Source organism: Sphingobacteriaceae bacterium GW460-11-11-14-LB5 (genome assembly GCA_002151545.1).
Taxonomy (GTDB): domain Bacteria; phylum Bacteroidota; class Bacteroidia; order Sphingobacteriales; family Sphingobacteriaceae; genus Pedobacter.
Map to the genome: position 1 here is coordinate 5947706 of CP021237.1, position 21530 is coordinate 5969235.

Genomic DNA, 21530 nt, shown 5'->3' on the forward strand with positions numbered 1-21530 from the left:
AGAACATGAAATCAATATATAAAATCCTGTTCCTCTTCATCATCGTTGCTGTTTGCGGCGGATGTAAGAAAGAATTTGAAGAAAATTTTAAAAATCCAAACCAGGCCGAAACCGTTCCGCCGAACTTATTGTTGAACGGTATTTTGTTCGACATGTATGAAGCCCCTTTTTCGGGCTCGGAAAGATGGAACCAATACACGGCGGCCAATTATTTCTATTATGCCAACAATAACTACGATTGGACAGGTGCTACTTTAGATTACACTACTTTAAAAAATGTGGTTAAAATGGAAGAAGAAGCCAATCGTTTAGGTGGTGCAGTAGCTAAACCTTACCTGGCTTTGGCTAAATTCTTTAAAGCCTATTTCTTTGTGAAAATGAGTTTGAAAGTAGGCGATCTACCGATGATGGAAGCTTTAAAAGGTTTCGCTAACCTGACTCCAAAGTACGATACCCAAAAAGATATTTTTAAACAATCCTTAACCTGGTTAGAAGAATCGAACACCGATTTAACCGCTTTAATTGCAGCGGGCAACAAGGAATTAAAAGGCGATATCTACCTTAAAAATGACCTGATTGCCTGGCAAAAGGTAGTGAATACCTTTAAATTAAGAACCCTGATCCAGTTGAGTGCCAAAGTAGACGATGCCGATTTGCAGGTTAAACAACAGTTTGCTGCGGTATTGGGTAATGCAGGCAAATACCCGGTAATGGATAGCATGGCCGATAACCTGCAGTTTGTGTACAACGAAAGTTTTAACAAATACCCAAACAACAAGGATAACTTTGGTAACGATGCTTTGCGTTATAACATGGCTGGTACTTATTTAAATACACTTTCGGGTTATAAAGACCCAAGAGCCTATATGGTTGCCGAACCAGCAAGAGGAATAGCCGAAGCCAATGGCTATGCCATTACCGATTACCGCAATTTTATCGGCGCAAGCTCTGGCGAAGATCAGGGGGTGATGCTGGATAAAGTACAGAAAGGATTGTATTCGCTTATTGGTCGTAACCGGTATTACAGCGGTTATACTGCCGAAAATACCTTTATCATTTCTTATCCAGAGCTCTGTTTTATTAAAGCCGAAGGCATTAACCGTGGCTGGGCAACTGGCGATGCCGAAAGCTGGTATAAAAAAGGCATCCAGGCATCTATTGCTTTTTACGGAATTAAAGATGGCAGCAATGTGGTAACCTTTTTGAAAAAGGACGGTAAGCTAGGCGAATTTGAAACTTACAATGTAAACTTCACTTTCGAGACGGATTATTATGCACAGCCTGTTATCAAGTATGCAGGCAATACGGCTGCGGGTTTAACACAAATCCTAACCCAAAAATACCTGGCGTTTTTTCGTAATTCGGGTTTCGAAGCTTATTATCAGTACCGCAGAACAGGCATACCCGAATTCCTGGTAGGGCCGGGTACAGGTAACAGCCAAAGGATTCCGAAACGTTTTCAGTACCCTACTATAGAAAGAACGACCAACGGCGAAAACCTAAAACAGGCTCTACTTCGCCAATATAGCGGAATTGACGATATTAACCTGGCGCCTTGGATTGTTAAACCCTAATTGGTAATGGTCTGATATTCAGTTTGAAATATACGAAACGATCCTCCGTTGCAAATGGAGGATCGTTTTCTTAAACAATAATTGAATTAATTTTTGCATAAATAGTTTAAAAGCGCTAATATTGCACTCCCAAAACGAACAAGGGTATTTAACTGCAAAGTGTAAATAAACCTCGTTTTAGGAAACGACCAGTACTCCTTCTTAGCTCAGCTGGTTAGAGCATCTGACTGTTAATCAGAGGGTCGCTGGTTCGAGCCCAGCAGAGGGAGCAGATTGAAAGCCTTACAACACCGTTGTAAGGCTTTTTTATTTTTAAAGGTTTTTATGGACCCAAACCTATACTGCGTATTTCGGCAAAAGTGTACACGCGTTTCGCATTTATGCTGACACCCTATTTCGCTGCAAACTGACGAGCTGTTTCGGACCAAACTGACGGCGCTGATCTTTGGATCAGAATTTCTTCACTCAGTAAACCCATTTAATTTTATAAGTTCAGGCCAAATAAAAGGCTCAGGCGTTAAATTACTGCTAGATGCAATCTTCGATCTGTCTGGTGGGGTTTGGATGCTGTGGCGCGTCTTTTAGGTGGAATTCTGCAATGATTTTTTATTAAAGATCCATTGTTGATCTAAAAAGATAGGTTGGATGTGAACCTGAATTAGATGAATCTGGTTGCTGCCAGGAAGAAGGATATTTGAAGTCGAGGCCTGTTTTTGTTCAGAGGGAAAAGGAACATTTTAGACAGCCGCCCGGCAATCAAATTCGCGTACAGTTTGGCCCGAAATGGATTGACCAGTTTCATTGAAATATGCATTAATAGAACAGTTTTTGTTTCTCACTACTTCGCACGATGGCTTTGGAAGCATTACCGCATCATTTACACCGATTAGGATTTGTTGCCAAAACACATTGAATGCCGCTTTGAGAAATCGGAGCAATGCAATCAAAATACGCCATACAGCAAGCGCACACGATAGGCTAAAAGAAGCACATAAACTGTTGGGCATTACAAATCTGTTGGCAAAAGAAATGGAGGGGGTTTTTAACCAATGGTCAAAAGTAAGGATTACCGATAAGCAGGTTAAAAAATTGGTGCAGATTGCGATGGCTCCGAATAAGGAAACTTTGCAGAATTTGCAAACAGGAAAAAAGGACGAATTTTCTAGTGTGTTTACCAATATGGTAGATAATGTTTTGGAATATACCGCCACAAGCCCTACCCAACACATGGAAACCACAAAAGGCACTTTATTTGGTGCTTATAATGGGGTTACGGGGTATTTTCAGAACGTGAAAAATTATAAAGACACTGAAACAAAATTTAAATCCATTATGGCAGGTAATGCATTCGGAAAGGCACAGACTACATTTGATTTGTGCAATGAATTTGCACAAATTGGTGTGAATGCCTTGAATTAGTAGTAATGAATAATTAAATAGGCACTAAGAACTATTGTTCTTAGTGCTTTGCGTTGCCCAAAATTTCAGGCGGCCCTTGCGGGCAATAAGTGTTTTAACTTTTGATTAATGAGATAAATAATAATTATATTGCAAGTTGATATATGATTTTTAACAATTAAATTAAAACTCATTAAATAATAATTGATTCTGCAATATAATGGCAAATATCAAGTTAAACTTTCTTCCGTTAGATAATAATTCGTTTGATTATACAGTTTACAGAAAACTTCCAGAGGAAGAAGAAAAGTTGGATAAATCAGAGATGAGATATCCGTTCGTTGAAACTGATGGAAATCCCACAAAAGTAAATTATAACATATCTTTTAAGCCCAAAGATGGGTTTGTAGAACATGAAGTAAATTCAGCCGATTTTTTAGGCTTAACGAAAAAATTCCTATTGCTGAAATTACTAGAAACACTCGACAGTACCTTTTGTCCATACACGTATAATCATTATAAGCGATTTACTGAAGAACAAGTTGAGTTTATTATTGAAGAATTTCCTGAAGGTAATAGAGTAGTATTTCTTACTCCCTATTATTTGGAAGAGCAAAAAAAATTCGGGTTTCTTATAGATTTCAAATTTATCAAAAATGAAAGCACCCAGTTTAATAAACAGGTTCAACGGTTAAGTCTGAGCCTAGATGATCATTACCGTAGTAACAAGAACTATTATTCTGAAAAATACCATTTGATACAATCTTTTATTAGACTTTCCTATGGTACTTGGAGCACTTTAAATATTGGGGGAGCTAAAATCAATATTTCAGATAAACTTAACGATGTCCCTAGCTTTCTTTTGAATAAGAAAGAATATCTATTCAATGTTAATAAATCTGCTTATTCACAATTTCAGGGTATAAGAAATTATGGCCCTTATAAAAGAATTGACGATCAAGTAATCTTTGTATTTATTTTTGAAGAGCGGTTCAAATCCTTTGCCAACCAACTTTATTTAAGCCTTATCGGAAAATTAAATCCAGGAACTTTTTCAGGATTCGAATCTATGTTTAAGATTAAATTTGGCTTGGAGAATGTAAAACAGATTAGCTTATCCAATAATAGTCACTCCGAATTATCCAAAGTTGTAAATGAGGTCAAACAATATAATGGAGAAAATGCAAACGTTATTGGGATTTATATTGAAGACCACGATTTGGATAACAAAGTAGCAACTTCGGCTAATTACTACTATTTGAAATACAACTTCATTAAGGAAGACATACCACTTCAAGTAGTTAATTATCGTTCTTTAGGTGAGAAAAACTCTTTAAAATGGTCAACCTCGAATGTTGCATTGGCGATTTTTTCAAAATTAGGAGGAATACCTTGGATAGTTAAGCCGAGTAATGCCAACTGTTTGATATTGGGAATAGGCAGTTCTCACAAAATTGATCCTGAAACAAAAAAAATCAGTAAATTCTTTGCTTATAGTGTGTGTTTAGATTCCAGCGGGCTCTATAAGAGCTTAGAAGTACTTGCAGATGAGGCAGAACATGAACATTATTTGGACAAACTGCAGAAAAATTTGGTGACCATGCTAAACGACGAAAAATATAGTACCTATACATCTTGTGTTTTGCATCTACCATTCAAAATAAAACGAAAAGAAATCGACGCACTATCTAAGGCAATCCAACAGGTCACAACAATGGAGTTTATTGTTATAAAGATCAATCTTGACAATAAATTTTTCGGATATAGCGCACACAATACCTTTGTACCTTACGAGAGTAGCTTTGTTAAATTGTCTCAACGACAATATTTAGTATGGTTTGAAGGGCTGCTTTTTGGGAAAGAAATTGTCGATAAACGACTTGGCAATCCAGTGCACATAGAGTTTTTAAATTTACCAAATACAAATAACATAGATGAACGGAAGTACTTACAGGATGTTTTAAATCTTTCTGGTGCAAACTGGCGAGGATTTAATGCGAAATCTGTACCTATTTCTATCTATTATTCACAACTGATAGCAAACTACACCAAAGCTTTTGAAGATATTGAGGGTTATGATGAAAAAATACTCTCTAATGAAAGACCTTGGTTTCTTTAAGTAAATAATTATGGAAATAAAAGGTGAAGATTTAATATTTCTTTTTGGAGCTGGGGTTAGCCTGGAAGCAGGGATACCAATTTCTAATAAGATGGTAGAAGAAATTGAGTCTCTAGTTCGGGGAGATGCAGATTGGAAGCCATACAAAGACTTATATTTTTATTTAAGGAGTAGCATTCAGTATTCTGACGGGATAATGGGAAAATTTGATGAGCCATTTAATGTAGAAAGATTGTTGGTGGTCATTTCTCAAATAGAAGAGAGGGAACGGAATATAATGTACCCTTTTATTGGTACTTGGAATATAAGACTCCTAGACTTGGCCGGCTTGAATTTCGACAATATTTCTAAGTTTAAAAAACTTATACGCAAACAATTGAATGAATGGGTAGGTCTTAGAAACTATGATCAGGCCAGTTATTTTACTTCCTTTAGTACTTTGGCAGGAGAAGTTGGAACCTTAATTAAAGCATTTACTCTAAATTATGACCTTTGTTTTGAAACAATTGTCGGCAGGGAAAAGGAAATTGAATTGGGATTTACTAAGGGTACAAATGAATGGCATTATTCAAATTTCGAAAATAACCATGAGAAGAGTTATAACCTTTATAAACTTCATGGTTCTATAGATTGGTATACTGACGGTAACAAGCTGATGAAAAGTGATCGGCAGGAGCAAAATCCTGAATTGATTTTCGGAATTCAGCACAAAATGACGTCCGTCGATCCATATTTCTACTATTCATCAAAACTACGAGAAGCTTGTTTGAATGAGGCAAAATTAATCGTTGTGATTGGGTATTCTTATGCAGATGATTATGTGAATAATATTTTATCGCAGGCTTTAAATGCTCGAAGTGAATTAAGAATTTTAAACGTTGCCCCTTTATTTGAAATACAAATTGAAGATGCACGTCAAAATATCGCAAACATTTTGAAGCTTAGAAGTAAGGATCAAGTAATATGGGAGGATTATAAAGCAAAACAATTCCTTACGGAAATTATGAATAAAGATTTCTTAGCAAACAATTTGGCTGAGCCTGATGATGTCCCTTTTTAATCTTCTTCTTTCAAAAACTTAACTAAGCAAAATGAAAACTATTAACATTAAAACAGACTCTTCAATTACAGCAGTTCCAGTATTAATTCCTTTTCAAGGGTCACCAACTGACGATTTTATAAATGGTGAAGAAATTATTATTCAACTCATCAATAACGATGGTTATAAGGTAGGTGAGCCAGAAGTGAGGTCTGTAGTTAAAACTCATGATGCCGATATTAATGAAAGTGCATGGTATGAGGCATATATTCCCGCTAAAAAATCATAACATGTCTATATTTGAACCAGCCAAGAAGTTGACTTTACTTTTTATTCATAGAAAGGATAAAACCTATATACGATCTGTTGTAACTAAGGATGATAATATGGAATTAGCTAATTATGCTATTTACAAAAGCAATGATGGTTTTCAAGACGAGCTAGTTACTGACGGGATTTTTTCGGCTGAAGTTATGCCTAAACCGGGATCCGAAATCTACAGAGCGTCGGTCAATTTAGCTAATTATATTAAGAAAAATGGATATAAGGTTTGTAATACTATAGTTCAGACCAGAAATGGAGTCAAATTCAAATAGGCTAAAAACTATGGATTAATACTGAAATTATTCTAGCAAGCTTTATAAACTCTAAAAAACAGCATCCAGTTTTTAAAATTTGTTAATGCTCTGCTTAAATCGGTACATTATTCCAAATAATTTTCATCAATTCTTGAAATTCTCGTAAGATCATCGAGCAGGTTTCTAGAAAAGTAAATAGCTTCGGGAGCCAAAACCCGCAACTAAAGTTGTGGGTTTTTTGCGTTTGGGGCCGGGCGAGAAGTTTATCCTGAGCGCAGGCGCAGGGAGCAGATTTAAAGCCCTACCATATCGTGGTAAGGCTTTTTTTATTTTATATCGATGTCGGACGAGAAAAAAACATCAACTTAGTTTGCATTACTAAATTTATTAATGCAATTTTGTTGCGATTTGAGAAAGCAAGCTACATATCAACAATATGTGAAAAGTATTTTAGCCCTTTGGTTGATTATACTTTTTGTAGGCACATCTTTTTTGCAGATTTTCCATCATCATCACCAGGATTCACCAGGTCAACAACACCATCATCAAACCTCTATTCAGAAACTGGTTAAAAGTTGTGCGGTCTGCGACTATTTAGCACACCATCACTCGGTACCAATTTTAAATGTTCATCATTTCGAATTTACCCTTCCGGTAAAATCTGCTGCAGCGTTTGCAGGCAGGTATTATATTGGATGTTATAAATTTACTTTACAGGGCTTTACCAATAAAGGTCCGCCCATTTTAAATTCTTAAAAACAAGGCCATTCCTTGCCTTCTTATGCCCCTTAGTGGCAAACAAATTCCCATATCCAGTTTTTACCGGCGGCTGATTGATTGATTTCGGTTTGCCCAAAAATTCGCGTTAGCGTATCGATTTTTCTATGAAGAAAATAATGATGCTATTATTTAGCACATTTTTTTGCCACGGTTTATTTGCTCAAACCTACACCGTATATGGCGTGGTTACCGATGGTACTCATCAGGCACTTGAAGGTATAACCGTCAAATTAAGCAATACTCATGTTTTTGCAATCAGTGATGCTCAGGGCAAGTTTTCTTTTCAGCTTGCCAATGGAGCATACGAGTTACAGGTAAATGCCATGGGTTTCCACCGCGTTAAAAATAAGATTGTGGTCAACGGAAAAGCGATGCAATTGGTTTTAAAATTACAGCCACATTCGTATTTGCTGAACGAAGTGACGATAAAAAACAATGCCGGAACGGAGCGCCGCAGATCGGAATCGTTAAATGTAGAAGTCGTTAAAGCTGATTTTATTCAACGCAATTTGGGTGGAAGTTTAATGAATACACTGCAGCGGTTACCAGGGATCAAAACCATTGGTATTGGTTCGGGGCAATCTAAACCTTTAATACGCGGCCTGGGCTTTAACCGGGTGGTGGTCATTGATAAAGGAATAAAACATGAAGGACAGCAATGGGGAGCAGATCACGGATTAGAAATTGACCAGTTTGCGGCTGAAGAGGTCGAACTTATAAAAGGTGCCGCATCATTTGCTTATGGTGCTGATGCCATAGGTGGCGCTATTCATATCAAAGCACCAGCACAACCTGCGCCTAACAGTTTTGGTGGCGAGGTGAATTTGATTGGTAAAAGTAACAATGGCTTGTACGGCACTTCAGTTCGGTTATTTCAACGAAAGGAAAAGTTATTTTTCGACGGCCGCTTTACCTATCAAAATTATGGCGACTATCGGGTGCCTACTGACACTTTATATGTGTATGATTTTGCGGTTGGCCTACACAAAAACTACCTCCGGAATACAGCTGGCAGAGAAACTGGAATCCATTTTAATACAGGATATATTAACGAAAAATTCAAATCCATTTTTTATTTGAGCAATACTTTTAGCAAAAGTGGTTTTTTCGCCAATGCCCATGGGCTTGAGCCTAGACGTGTTGATGCCGATTTGCATGATGCGAGCGATCGTGATCTATTGATGCCTTACCAAAAAGTAAATCATTTTAAGATCATTAACAGAACAGCTTTTTCTTTAAACAGGCATGCAGTTGAGTTCGAATTGGGTTATCAGCATAATTTCCGTCAGGAGTACAATCACTATGTTAATCACGGCTTTATGCCAGCTGTTTATCCGGCCACAATGACCATTCCGATTGATTTGGAAAGGGAATTTGATAAACAGGTTTATTCGTTCAATGCAAAAGATCAGATCACGCTGGGCAAGCATCTCTTACAGCTTGGCCTGAATGGCGAATTGCAGGATAATCTGATTAATGGCTGGAGTTTTTTAGTGCCCGCATTTCAGCAAAAAAGTTTGGGTGTATATGCTTATGATAAGTGGAAAGTGAGCGATAAATTACTGCTTCATGGCGCAGTAAGGTATGATTTAGCGAAGCTTGATCTGTTCAGGTACAGCGATTGGTTTAGCTCCGAAACCAATAGTGGCAGTATGATGCAACTAATAAGAGCAAATGATTTAACGAGGAATTTCAACAGCCTGGTATGGTCGCTGGGCCTCAATTACAACTTAGACCTGCTGGAGTTTAAAGCAAATGTTGGAAAGAGTTTTCGCATGCCTATCGCAAAGGAATTAGGCGCCAATGGTGTGAATTACCATTATTTCAGTTATGAAAAAGGCGATCCAAATTTAAATCCGGAGCAATCTTATCAGGCTGATTTTTCAGTGGCATTTACTACAGGGAAATGGTCGGTCAAGTTGAGCCCATTCTTCAATTATTTCCCCAATTACATTTATTTAAATCCCACATCGGCACATGATTATTTCTACGGTGCGGGTAATCAGGTTTTCGAATATGCGCAAAGTGAAGTCATGCGCTATGGTGGCGAAACGCAGGTTAAATATCAGTTCAGCAAACAGTGGAGCACGGAGTTATTGGCCGAGTACTTATATGCTGAGCAATTATCCGGGGATAAAAAAGGATACACCCTGCCTTTTTCCCCGCCGGCCTCTGCATTGTTCAATGTAACCTATGCGCCACAAAAGTTTCTTGGGAGCGCTGATGCTTATTTCTCGCTGGATTATCGCCTTACGGCCAGGCAAAATAACATTGTTCCACCAGAGCGGAAAACAGCAGGTTACAGCTTGTTCAATCTGCAGGCTGGCGCAAAGCTTCAAATCGGGCAATATCCGCTGAATATTAATGCGCAATTGCAAAATGTATTCAACACCAGATACCTCAATCACACCAGTTTTTACCGCTTAATCGGTTTACCGGAACAAGGTAGAAATTTCGTCCTGACCGTGAAAATGCCTTTCAATTTCCATCATCATTAATCATTAAAACCATGAAAAAACAACAATTGCCATTGCTCTTTTTAAGCTTCATCCTTGTGTTATCTGCCTGTAAAAAAGGCAATGAAGAAATCGATACCGAATACCCAACAATTGATGTAACCGGATCGGCCTTTCCTCAACAATGTGCTGTTATTAAACGAGGTGAAAAATTCATTTTCAAAGCAAAACTGAACGATAATGTTGAGCTCGGCTCGGTAAGTATCGACGTGCACCACAATTTCGATCACCACAATCACAGTACAGAAGTGAACGAATGCAATTTGGGGGCAGTAAAGCAACCGGTAAAGCCATTCCTGCTGATCAAGGACTTTCCAATACCATCAGGGCAAAAAACATATGAAATGGCGCAAGAAGTAACTGTGCCTGCAGATGTGGATGCAGGAGACTATCATTTCTTAATTCGCCTGACCGATAAAACCGGATGGCAAACGCTTAAGGGATTAAGCATCAAAATCAATTAACAAATCATCAATTTATTTTAAAACACAAAAAAAAATGAACACTAAAAACAAACTTAAAACCGCTTCATTATTTTTCTTGCTTGCGCTAAGTTTCTCAGCTTGTAAAAAAGACAACAATACGCCAGAACCAGAACCAGGAGTTACGGCAAAGGAACAAAAATTTGTACGCGTACTGGTCAGTGATGAAACATCGACAACGTTAACCCAAATAGATCCTTTTACAGCTAAAACATCTACGTTCATCGGTAAATACCCTTTAGCCAATATTTATGCAACAGCCTCTGGACGTTATGCTGCCGTGTTGTATGGTGCACAAAATCTGGTAGAAGTTTTTGATAGCGGTTTGCAATCTCATGACGATCATGTTGATGTGGATGGTATTGCCAAATGGGCTGCTATTACCGCTAATGGCATTAAACCAACCCATTTTAAAAGTAAAGGAACGGAATCCTTAATCTTTAATGATGGTGAAGGAACATTAAGCGTGGGCAACGATGCAGATTTCAACACCGCCAACGCAAAATTTAAAACCATTAATGCGGGTTTATTACCACATCATGGTGCAATGGCTCAATTTACCAATGGTAATTATGCCATTACTGCTACGGCAACTGCTGGCGCTTCTCCAACCAGGGTAATTGTTACAGATAAAAACGGAACATTGGTTCATGCCGCTACGCAGGAGGTTGGAAATATACACGGTAATGCCAGCGATGGGCAAAATGCAGTATTTGGCGCTTTCACCTCTTCGGCGGCAACTGCTGGCGGTGTTTTAGTGGTGGCGCAAAATGGTACACAGCGTGTTATTCCAAATCCGGATGGTTTTGGTGCATTTCGCCTGGCCACGATTTTATATGCAGAAAACGCTAAAAAGTTTATTGGTTATGTAGCGACCAAAGGCGCCTACTTAATAGACCTCACGGCTAATCGAATCACACCAATTTACGCCGGCGCAGATGCTTTTCAATGCAAGATAGATTATGCCGGCAAAAATTTATTGGTGCTAACGCTTGATGGCAAACTGAGAATTTACGATTTAACTTCAGGCAGCCTTAAAAAAGAAGGCGCTGCAATAAGTGCCGTTGCAACAACCGATACTTATAAACCAGTTTTAGAAGCTACGGCTAGATATGCCTATGTAGCTGTTCCAGGTGCCGGCGAAGTGCAACAAATAGATTTAACTGATTTCTCGAAAGTGATTAAACACAAAGTTACCTCAAGACCGGTAAGACTTACACTTTTGGGTTTCGAGAATAGCACTGAACATTAATCATTAAAATATAAGGATATTCAAAAGCATGGTCATAAACTGCATTATTTGGGTAAAGAAAAGGGAGAAATCGGTTTGTTAACAAAACTGACAGGCATCTCTAACCTTCGGAAATGATGAGCTTTTGGATATCCTTTTTAAACCTTTAAAATGAAAAATAATCCATTAAAAACGCTTATTCTTTTTGGCTTGCTAAGCATTTTTGCAACAAGCTGTAAAAAAGACAATGAACCTGAAATACTTGCGCCAACGGCTACCAATGTAGAAATAGGTACGGCCAACAATAAACAGGCCATACGCGGAAGAGATTTCCACTTAAATGCAGATGTGGTTGCCGGCGACAAAATTAAAGGGGTAGAGATTAAAATACTGCAAAAAACAGGACAAACCTATACCGCCACCTGGAAATTTGAACTGGCATGGACACAATATAATGGTGCAAAAAATACCAATGTACACAAGCATTTCACCATTCCGGCCGAAGCGCCTGAAGGCAAGTATGATTTTTACTTTATCGTATGGGATGAAAACGGAACAAAGCTCGAAATAAAAGAAGACTTCACCATCATCGACGCGGCAAATATGCCCGTTGACCCAAAAATTGGGCGGGATATTTTTTCGAGAAATGGCAACGTCATTTACTATATGGATACCTTTGTAGAGCAGGAACTTATTTTTAAAAAAGGGGATGAATTTACAGCCCATGCCCAGGTAAGTGAAATAAAGGGTGATGGCATATTATACACGGTGCTCATCAAAAGAAAAGCAAATTATTTTCCAGAATCTATCGATAAGCTTGATTTCAGCAAAGTGATTATAATTTCTAAAGTCGAACATAAAGGCCTTCCAAGTGCCTCTAAAATAGCTACGCTGAGGCAAATCAATGGCGTGTATGGTGGCGAAACAATCACCATAGGGGCAGAAAAAGACGGCAATGAACCAATGCCCAATCCGATTACCGGGGAAAAGGCATGGGAATCTGGAAAGTATAATTTAGTGATTCTTTACAAAAACTACACTTATAACAGCAATATTTATAAATCAATTCCAATTACGATAGTTTATTAAATTGAAAAAGAGAAACAGCCTTATTGGTATTTCAATCACGTTAATGCTGATCATTACCCTTTTAATAGGAATGCTGTTGGGAGCAGTTTTAACCTCACATTTTAATTAGCCTGTATTGAATATTAACGATCGGTATTTTACAAAATGGCCCACAACGAAATTTGTGGGTCTTTGCGTTTGGGAGTGTGTGAGATGACCCATTAACCTCGCCTTTCCCAGGAACCTTTTTCGTCAAGAATTTTTAAATAGCTGGTATAAGGTTCGTTAGTGTGATAAAGTTGATGCAGCTGATCGGTTAGTGCTGTTAGAAAGTTAAAGAAAGTGGAAAAATCTTCTTTTGAATTGTACAGCCCACCCCATTCGTTTAATATCCACTTTAACATTTTTCCATCCCGCGTAGTCATCGAAAATTCCAGGTAAGGAATATCGGCATCTGTTTTTTTGTAATAGTCGTGTTGTAGTCCTCCCACTAGCCCAATTTCTCTTACAGGAACCCGAATAGCGCGTATTTCTGAAAACAAAACATTACCGAAACAGGAACTGTTAAAACCTTCTTTGCTGAATGAAATAATTTCAGCCGACTTCCTTTCCGAGGCCGCTTTAAAAAGTTTGTAAAGGGCCGTTAACATTAAGGGTACGAAAATCAGCAATAGCCAGGCCGGGAAAAGCGGGCGTGGATCTGATAGTAAAGTGATGGTTGTTCCTGAAATAGCAATCGTGAGCAGGGAGGTGAAAAACCAAAACAGAATAGTTGAAGTTTTCTTGCTGTTATTAAAACGGAAGCGATAAGTATCCATATTTGTCCGAAACTTTAGAAAATAAGGTATAAAAAAGGAAATCGTTTTCCAAAAAACTGATAGGTCTTAGTTGCAAAAAGCAAATCACCATCTCCAATGGTAAAAGTAAATTTATTCGGCCAGATATTGCGGATATTAATTTGAGTTTCTATTTATAGTTCTTTTAGAAAAGTCCCGTAGCAGGTAATGTTTTCTATATTGATATACGTGATGTCAGGCTGGTTGGATACGGCAATTTTTTTCAATGATATTAAAAAAAACCGACATCATAAGTCGCTTGAATTGTCATTTTAGGTTGAGACATTTTATTACAGATTAAAGAAAATTGCCTAAAAACCAGAATGGACCGATTCGGGATGGAGATGGAAGCTTTCAGGAAGGCCAGCAAGGCACCGTATCCGAAGGAAGCCCGGCAAATACTGCTACAGGCAACACCACATCAGTTTACGTATTTTCTTTTATTTAACTTATTTCTCCAACTTTTGAATCTGATTTACGATCTCTTTCCCTTTTTTTATAGAGAATGTTGTCATAAGTGTATACCCATTGACCGACATGATATAATCACTATAGAGATATCGGTATAATTTTGTCCCGGTGAAGCCTTCAGGATGTGAATTGATTTCATACAGAATTTTTTTCTTAGATTCCTCCAGGTTCTCTTTAGCTGCATTGACTGCAGGAAGTAAATCCTGATAATATCTTAGAATTTCGTTCCGTAAGTGGCTATCTTCTATGAAGGCGATTTTCCCGCTAGCCTTAAAACCTTCAAAACTGGAATTTATGTTATAAAATACATATTTACCAGTGATGACCTTCGTGATTTGGTCGGTATTCGTAATATTTTTAATTTTTTGGTCTATAGTCGATAACTCGCTAATTTCTAATTGCTTTTCTCCAAGCATCTTATTTATTTCTATTGTAAGATCAGACATAAATTCCCTGACTTCCTTTTGCTGGTGCCGATGCTCGCTCCATTCATGTAACCATATCGATAAACTTAGCGCGAAAACAATTATAATGATTTCTAAAATAAACTCTCCTACCTTGTGCCACAAACTATGCTCTTTGCTGGTCAAGATTTTATGTGTTTTTTTAACATGTTTAATGACTTCCTGATCTGCCATAATATTTTAATTAGCGACTAAAAAAAGATTCTTCATTTAAAGGTATAAAAACAAATAATTAAATGCATAGCGCAGTATAAAAAAGATAGTATATATTGTATTTCAGTAAATTATCCCTTTTGTTTCGTTCCAAACTGGCTAGCCCTATCAGGCTTTTTCTAATATAAATCGTCTTAGCGTCTCGTAAGACAAAATTGATAAATTAGATCAGGTTAATTTACCTAACCACGATTACCTGCTATGGATCAATGGCTGTTGACCACATTATAGAATAACCCAAAACAAAAAAGGCAAGAACGAAATTCCGTTGCTTGCCCTTTTTATTAACCTTAAATATCACTATCCCTGATGTTCAGGTGCCCCGTTTGGATCCATCCATACATATTCCCAATGGTGGCCGTCAAGATCATCAAAACTATGTTGGTACATAAAACCGTAATCGGTAGCCGGATTGGGTATTGTGGCGCCGGCAGCTACAGCTTTATCTACCATTTCGTTAACGGCATCCTTGCTATCGGCCGATAAAGCAATGGAAGTTTCTATGGCCTGGTGCGCATCTACAATTTCTTTTGTAGTAAAAGTCTGGAAAAAGGGTTTGGTTAGCAACATCACGTAAATGGTATCGCTGATGATCATGCAGGTTGCTTTCTCGTTGGTAAACTGCGGGTTAAAAGTATAACCAAGTTTGGTGAAAAATTCTACCGATTTGTTAAGGTCGCTAACGGATAGGTTCACAAAAATTTGAGTTGCCATATTGTTTTCTGATTTAATTTATTCAAAGGTATCATAAAGCCAACTGGGTGTTCATGTGTAAAAACGACAAGTTAAGGGGTTAAACGCGACTTAGATGACAAGACATTGTAAAACCAAAAAGAGCATGCCTTTCGACCATGCTCCTTTTATATTTTCTGTTAATCAATAAACTGGATCTGTTGTACCAGATAGGCCTTTCCAAACTTCTGCGGATCGTGCGTAACGGTAGCTTTAATGGCTTTCCATTTTGGTCGCTGACCTTGCTTCCAGTTGGCACGGATTTCCTGTGCATTTAGCCATATTTCTTCAAGCTCATTCTGTATGGTGCTGTTTGCATAAGTGAGCTGTAACTTATCTGGAATCATGTAATAATTGTTTCCGGTTTTGCTTAGCCTGATATTTGGCCCGCCAACAGCGTAATTGGTAATGAGTTGCACAGTGAAAGATTCACTTCCTTTATACTGCTCTTTGCTAAGGATTTTTTCGAAAATAAAGTAGTATTCAGGTCCGTCTTGAAGTGGCTCTTTATCGCGGTTGAATCGGGCTTTAACGCGGTAAGAATAACCAGGTTCTCTTTCATCAAAACCCGATAAGGAAGCGCCAGCATCTACATTGCCCGGCAGCTTTAAAAGCAAATCATTATCAGCAGCATAACGAGGGCTTACAAGTAGTTCGACCTCTTGTCCGTTTTTTAAGTTCAGCGGACCGTATCTTTCCGATTTTTTACAGGAAACAAGTGCAAAGGCTACAAAAAGAAAAAGTAGGTTTTTCATAGTGAGTGGTTTTTTAGATTAATGGTTCCTCATAAAACGTAAAGATATCAGTATACGCTACAAGAGAATGATCATTTTGTGCCATTTGCTACCAGTCTTTTTTAAATACCCGTTTTTGAAACATGTTAATCCTTAAGTGAGACCTGAAATTTTTGTTCCCCCTGGTTTCTGAAAATAACAATTTCAACATGTCCTTTCCAGCGAACTTCGCTATAAATCTTTAGCAGATCAGCAACAGATTTTACTTCATTATTATCCAGGCCGATCACCACATCACCTTTCTTTAAACCATTTTTCTCTGCAATCGAGCCTTTTGTTAATTGTATGAGTAAAGCGCCATTGTTATCCGGAAGTCCGGCTGCAGATCTTTCCCCCAAACTTTCGATATTTTTAAATCTGCTACCTAACCACTCCGCTGTGATTGTTTTTTTACTGGTTGAGCTGTTGCTCAGCGGTTTTATTGGAGGCGAAGCAGCCAGTTTTTTTAACCGTGCATCTGTTACACCAAAACTCATGTCAAAATCTTTATAACCGGTTTTTAAAGCCGCTGAGGTTTTTCTGAGGTGATACTTTCCGGTATTTTCATCAACAAAAGCGACATCGCCAGTGATGCTGTTGGCATCGATATTTAATTTCTGTGTTTTGCTTAATGCATCTTTGCTTAAAAAGAAATTATGATTGATCTCTTTTCCCCAGCTTTCCATCTGTATGGGGGCGTATGCAGCACTTACAATATTATTTTTAAAAACGTCACCACTGTTTTTTAACCAGACATGCGGATGAAAGGTATTATTGATAATGATGTTATTGTATACCGTGCGATGATAACCTTCACGAAGTTTTAATCCCCCACTTAAACATATGTTATTGAAAATCTGATAATTGGTGCTTCCGTCATCCAGGTCGATGTCCCAGCCATGGTCGCACTGAAAACGATTATTGCGTAAAACGATTGGTGAAATCACATCTAAAAGTTCAATTCCGGGTTTTGCGGCAACAATACTATCCATAAGACTTCTTGCCGGCCTCCAGTAACGGTCTCTGCCCCATGAATTAAAAGCGCCATGATCTCCGGTTTCGAGTACGGTATCAAAAACGTCGTTAAATTCAATGAGGTGTCCGCCCCATGTACCCTCGCTAACATTAATGCCTGCTCTTGGTACATGGTAAATGGTATTGTGACTCACCAGAATATCGGCCGACATGGATATTTCAACGCCTGCAGATTGTTTTTCGATTTGGCCAGTATGGTGAATCAGGTTGTTTACCGCCTGGCAATGCTGCGGATAATCAGCACTTTTTGGCCCAGGTTGCATATCCATTTCCGTATAGGGAACGAAATTTTCATACCTGAAAGAAGGTGAACGTACTGCAGCCGGGTTACCCACAAATGCAATTCCATTCGCTCCAATGTTATAAATATGATTGTTGCTGATGCGATCTTCCTTATTGTAATTGCTTAAAAAAACAGCACTTCCGCCTAAGTCGTAAAAATTACAGTTTTTAACGGCACAAGATTCAGTACCTTCCAGCAATATGGCTGCTCCGCGGTATATGGCCCAGTCGCTTCTTAAAAGCGGCTCTTTTACCTGCATAAAACTCCGCGCGGTTTGTATAAAATCGATGCCTGTTATGGTTATATTTTTAATCGGATTGGCTAATGAGCCTTTAATATGCAACAGGTCACTCACCATGGTAAAGGCAAAATCAGCTGTTTGAAGGTTACTTCCGGTAGGTGGAATAAGATAAAGCGTTTCCTCTTTTTGATTGTAAAACCATTCACCCGGATGATCGAGTTCTTCAAATATGTTCTCCACATAACGGTATTGTGCATGCATTTTGGCAGGACGGTTATTCTGCCAGCCACCTTCATAAAGCAGTTTGCCAGCATCATCTTTACCGGTAATGAGGTAATGGAAATCGCCCCACTCGCCCTGGTGTAAGGTGTGTATATAACCGCCGGTAGGATCCAGCCATTTTTTTGCCCTTTCGGCAGAAATTGCATCAGCTGCGGTGCCGTTAAATACCCTGGCAGAAGCGTCGAAATCAGGGTACCTCGCCATCGATAATTTTTTGCCATTCATAAAGAGCTGGTCAGGGGCTTGAGCCAGCTTTATTTTGGCCGATAGGATGTTATTTTTATAGGGTTTCCACGAGAGTTTAACATGCTGCGAACCGGAAATGAATACTTTTTGGTTTGCCTTAGCCTTAATGGTAAGCGCCTGCAGTTGAAATTTATCTGAGGTAATTTCAACCGTTTTATCTATCGGATAAGTGCCGCCATCAAGCTCGATAACTACTTTTTTGTTTTTAACCGCCATGGCTTTTGTTATACCAGCAGCAAAGGTTTTTACAGGCTGGTAAATGGAGCCAGGATTTTTGTCGTTCCCTTTGGGCGAGATAAAAATGGTTTGCGCTTTACAAAGGCTAAACGCGAATAAAGTAGTCAGTACTAATGAAAATTGTTTTATCATTTTCTAAGTTTTTGTGGAGTTAAGGCTGTTAAATGAACGCTCCAATCTATTTAATATTTATGCACCATGTTATAGGTTGCCACCAGAGAAATTTGAATGATGATTACAAGATCGTTTGAATGCCCTGTTTATATTTAATGGTTAGTAATTAAAGTGCTATTCTTTAGTGTATTGCAATTAAACAATAACTACGTAACATAAATTTAATTCTTTTGGCAAATCATTCTTAATTATTGGCATACTACATTTGCCCTAATTTAATGAACCAGCATTACACCCATTAATCTGATGGCTTTGATGCGTGGGTTTCATTTTATCACTAAAGATGCGCACAGCTAATTTAGCTAAACCTTAAAATGTGCTAGTACTTCCGTGTTTTGTATAAATCGGACTCCGCATATGCCAATACCTTTGTTATCAATATTTAACAAAGAAAAAAATGTCGAAAATAATTTTAATTACCGGCGCCTCACGTGGTTTTGGTAAAATCTGGGCAAAGGCCCTTTTAGAACGTGGCGATAAAGTAGCTGCAACAGCAAGAAATACAGCAGATTTAAAAGATTTGGTAGAAACTTACGGTGATGCCGTGTTGCCGCTTCAATTGGATGTTAACAATAGGGAAGCCTGTTTTGCAGTAGTAGAAAAAGTAAAACAGCACTTTGGCCGAATTGATGTATTGATCAATAATGCTGGCTTTGGTTTGTTTGGAGCTATAGAAGAAACCACCGAACAACAGGCTCGTGCACAAATGGAAACCAACTTTTTCGGCCTGTTGTGGGTAACCCAGGCTGTTGTTCCGGTAATGCGCGAACAAAAGGTAGGGCACATTATTCAGGTATCGAGCTTCCTGGGTTTGGTGAGTTTACCTGTATTGGGTTTGTATAATGCCTCTAAATATGCAGTAAATGGCTTAAGCGAAACGCTGGCGCAGGAGGTGAAAGGTTTTGGAATTAATGTAAGTTTAATCGAGCCAAATGGTTTTTCTACCGATTGGTCGGGGGCTTCAGCTTTTCAAACAGCACCATTAGAAGTGTATGCACCGGTTAAGAAAGCATTTTTTGATGCCGCAACACCCGATAGCTGGGGTAAACCAGAAGCAACGGCACCTGCGGTATTGGCACTGATTGATAGTCCTGAACCTCCTTTACACTTCTTATTGGGCAAGGTGGCTTTAGCTGGAGTTAAACAGGTTTATGTTGAGCGCCTGGCCGAATTTGACGAATGGGCTGAAGTAGCTGTTGATGCGCACGGTCATTAATAAATCATTTAAACCCTTTAACTACAGGCTGTACAGGGTAATTGTGTAGCTTGTAGTTAATTACCATTTAAAGGAATGAAACACTATAAAAATTTGGCCGAATTACACCGGGAAAATGCATTTCCGCCGCCCGAAAACCCATTGTTCAGCATTTATAAATGCGACCACATGTGTACCATGGGCGACCGCGAATTTACCAGCGATTTCTATATGATCGGTTTTAAAAAAATTATTGCAGGACATATCCTTTACGGGCGTACAAAATACGACCATGAGAGTGGTTCGATGATGTTCTTTAAACCTCATCAGGTAATCGAAATGAAAAACCTGGAATTAGATGAAGATGGTTTTTTGATTTTTATTCACGAAGATTTTTTGAATGGACATCTGTTACATGATACCATTAAAAAATACCACTACTTCGATTACGAAACCAACGAAGCGCTACACCTCTCGCCCAGCGAAGAAAGTACGGTATGGGAGCTGTATCATAAAATTGAAACCGAATACCGCAATAACCAGGATGAATATAGCCGTGAACTGATTTTGGCCAATGTAGATACTTTGCTTAAATACAGTCAGCGATTTTACAAAAGGCAATTTATTAACCGCACTGAAATTTCGGGCAAAACCGTAACCAGGTTTAATGAAGAAATAAATAAATATGTGGCCAACGGATTATTAGCCACTAAAGGTTTGCCCTCGGTGCATGATATGGCCGAACGTTTAAATATTTCGGCGGGTTATTTAACAGATGTTTTAAAACAGGAGAGTGGAAAAACGGCGCTGGAGCATATTCATATTTACCTGATATCAGAAGCCAAAAATCGTTTGATTGGTGAAAACAGGTCGGTTTCGGAGATTGCTTATGCATTGGGATTTGAGAATCTCTCTTATTTCTCGCGTTTATTTAAAAAAGAAGTGGGAATTAGCCCAAATACCTTTAAAAAGCAACTGCTGAATTGAGATTTTAACCGCAAAGGACCCTAAGAGGGCCGCAGAGACCCAAAAGTTAGGTCTATTGTTGGTCAGGATTTGCAATCCAGACCCAAGGTTCTAGGGATTTGCAATCTGTTTTAACTATTTGTTTGTCCCGCAGATATAGAAGATGAGCGCTGAGGACACATGTTTTGTTTATTTGACCAGATAGATTTCTGACTCCAGACTCCTGACTTCCGACTCCGGACTATTCCATCATCCATCTTACATTTTCCATCTTTCAACCACTAAGGCATGTCTGTTTCTGTCGCGCAATAGACTCTGGACTTCTGACGCCCGAGTGCTACGGATTTGCAATCCGTTTTAACTATTTGTTTGTCCCGCAGATATAGAAGATGAACGCAGAGGGCACATATTTTGTTTTTTTGGCATTATAGCCTTCCGACTCCGGACTATTCCATCATCTATCTTACATTTTCCATCTTTCAACCACTAAGGCATGTTGGTTTCTATTGCGCAATAGACTTCGGACTTCCGACTCCCGACTCCGGACTATCCCATCATCCATCTTACATTTTCCATCCTTCAACCACTAAGGCATGT

18 protein-coding genes and 1 tRNA gene are annotated in these 21530 nt (G+C 38.6%); 14 read left to right on the forward strand and 5 right to left on the reverse strand.

Annotated features, from left to right (window positions below; translation table 11 throughout):
- The first annotated feature begins 5 nt into the window (after positions 1-5).
- From CA265_24420 to CA265_24475, 12 genes are all read left to right on the forward strand, one after another.
- Positions 6-1574 (forward strand): SusD/RagB family nutrient-binding outer membrane lipoprotein, encoded by a 1569-nt coding sequence (locus tag CA265_24420; GenBank protein ID ARS42637.1) that lies wholly within the window; start codon positions 6-8, stop codon positions 1572-1574.
- A 195-nt stretch (positions 1575-1769) separates the two neighbouring features.
- A tRNA-Asn gene (locus tag CA265_24425) sits at positions 1770-1843 on the forward strand.
- A 532-nt stretch (positions 1844-2375) separates the two neighbouring features.
- The gene (locus CA265_24430; GenBank protein ID ARS42638.1) at positions 2376-2993 is read left to right on the forward strand and encodes a hypothetical protein; all 618 of its coding nucleotides are present in this window, start codon (positions 2376-2378) and stop codon (positions 2991-2993) included.
- A gap of 199 nt (positions 2994-3192) precedes the next feature.
- Positions 3193-5091, forward strand: a complete 1899-nt coding sequence (locus tag CA265_24435) for a hypothetical protein (GenBank protein ARS42639.1) — start codon at positions 3193-3195, stop codon at positions 5089-5091.
- A 10-nt stretch (positions 5092-5101) separates the two neighbouring features.
- Positions 5102-6151, forward strand: a complete 1050-nt coding sequence (locus CA265_24440) for a hypothetical protein (protein ARS42640.1) — start codon at positions 5102-5104, stop codon at positions 6149-6151.
- 31 nt (positions 6152-6182) lie between these two features.
- Positions 6183-6419, forward strand: coding sequence for a hypothetical protein (locus CA265_24445; protein ARS42641.1), 237 nt, complete (start codon positions 6183-6185; stop codon positions 6417-6419).
- A 1-nt stretch (position 6420) separates the two neighbouring features.
- Positions 6421-6726 (forward strand): hypothetical protein, encoded by a 306-nt coding sequence (locus CA265_24450; GenBank protein ARS42642.1) that lies wholly within the window; start codon positions 6421-6423, stop codon positions 6724-6726.
- Between the two features lie 372 nt (positions 6727-7098).
- Positions 7099-7464: a hypothetical protein gene (locus CA265_24455; protein ID ARS42643.1), complete on the forward strand. Its 366-nt coding sequence runs from the start codon at positions 7099-7101 to the stop codon at positions 7462-7464.
- Between the two features lie 143 nt (positions 7465-7607).
- Positions 7608-9986 carry a TonB-dependent receptor gene (locus CA265_24460; protein ID ARS43114.1) on the forward strand — a complete coding sequence of 793 codons (2379 nt, stop codon included), beginning with the start codon at positions 7608-7610 and terminating at the stop codon, positions 9984-9986.
- 11 nt (positions 9987-9997) lie between these two features.
- Complete coding sequence (locus CA265_24465) at positions 9998-10468, forward strand: hypothetical protein (GenBank protein ID ARS42644.1); 471 nt, start codon at positions 9998-10000, stop codon at positions 10466-10468.
- A 34-nt stretch (positions 10469-10502) separates the two neighbouring features.
- Positions 10503-11738 carry a hypothetical protein gene (locus CA265_24470; protein ID ARS42645.1) on the forward strand — a complete coding sequence of 412 codons (1236 nt, stop codon included), beginning with the start codon at positions 10503-10505 and terminating at the stop codon, positions 11736-11738.
- Between the two features lie 150 nt (positions 11739-11888).
- Entirely contained in the window at positions 11889-12806 is a 918-nt protein-coding gene (locus tag CA265_24475; protein ID ARS42646.1) for a hypothetical protein, read from the forward strand.
- A 200-nt stretch (positions 12807-13006) separates the two neighbouring features.
- Here the strand turns inward: CA265_24475 and CA265_24480 are convergent, their stop codons facing one another.
- From CA265_24480 to CA265_24500, 5 genes are all read right to left on the reverse strand, one after another.
- Positions 13007-13603 carry a hypothetical protein gene (locus CA265_24480; GenBank protein ARS42647.1) on the reverse strand — a complete coding sequence of 199 codons (597 nt, stop codon included), beginning with the start codon at positions 13601-13603 and terminating at the stop codon, positions 13007-13009.
- Positions 13604-14070: 467 nt separating this feature from the next.
- Positions 14071-14730 (reverse strand): hypothetical protein, encoded by a 660-nt coding sequence (locus CA265_24485; protein ID ARS42648.1) that lies wholly within the window; start codon positions 14728-14730, stop codon positions 14071-14073.
- Between the two features lie 339 nt (positions 14731-15069).
- Positions 15070-15483, reverse strand: a complete 414-nt coding sequence (locus tag CA265_24490) for a glyoxalase/bleomycin resistance/extradiol dioxygenase family protein (GenBank protein ID ARS42649.1) — start codon at positions 15481-15483, stop codon at positions 15070-15072.
- Positions 15484-15641: 158 nt separating this feature from the next.
- Positions 15642-16256, reverse strand: a complete 615-nt coding sequence (locus CA265_24495; GenBank protein ARS42650.1) for a hypothetical protein — start codon at positions 16254-16256, stop codon at positions 15642-15644.
- Between the two features lie 125 nt (positions 16257-16381).
- Positions 16382-18730, reverse strand: a complete 2349-nt coding sequence (locus CA265_24500) for a peptide-binding protein (protein ARS42651.1) — start codon at positions 18728-18730, stop codon at positions 16382-16384.
- 439 nt (positions 18731-19169) lie between these two features.
- Between CA265_24500 and CA265_24505 the strand changes: the two genes are divergently transcribed.
- On the forward strand, positions 19170-19988 hold the full coding sequence (locus tag CA265_24505; GenBank protein ARS42652.1) for a short-chain dehydrogenase/reductase: 819 nt from the start codon (positions 19170-19172) through the stop codon (positions 19986-19988).
- Between the two features lie 75 nt (positions 19989-20063).
- A complete protein-coding gene (locus CA265_24510; GenBank protein ID ARS42653.1) occupies positions 20064-20954 on the forward strand; it encodes an AraC family transcriptional regulator in 891 nt (296 codons plus the stop codon).
- The last annotated feature ends 576 nt before the right edge of the window (positions 20955-21530 follow it).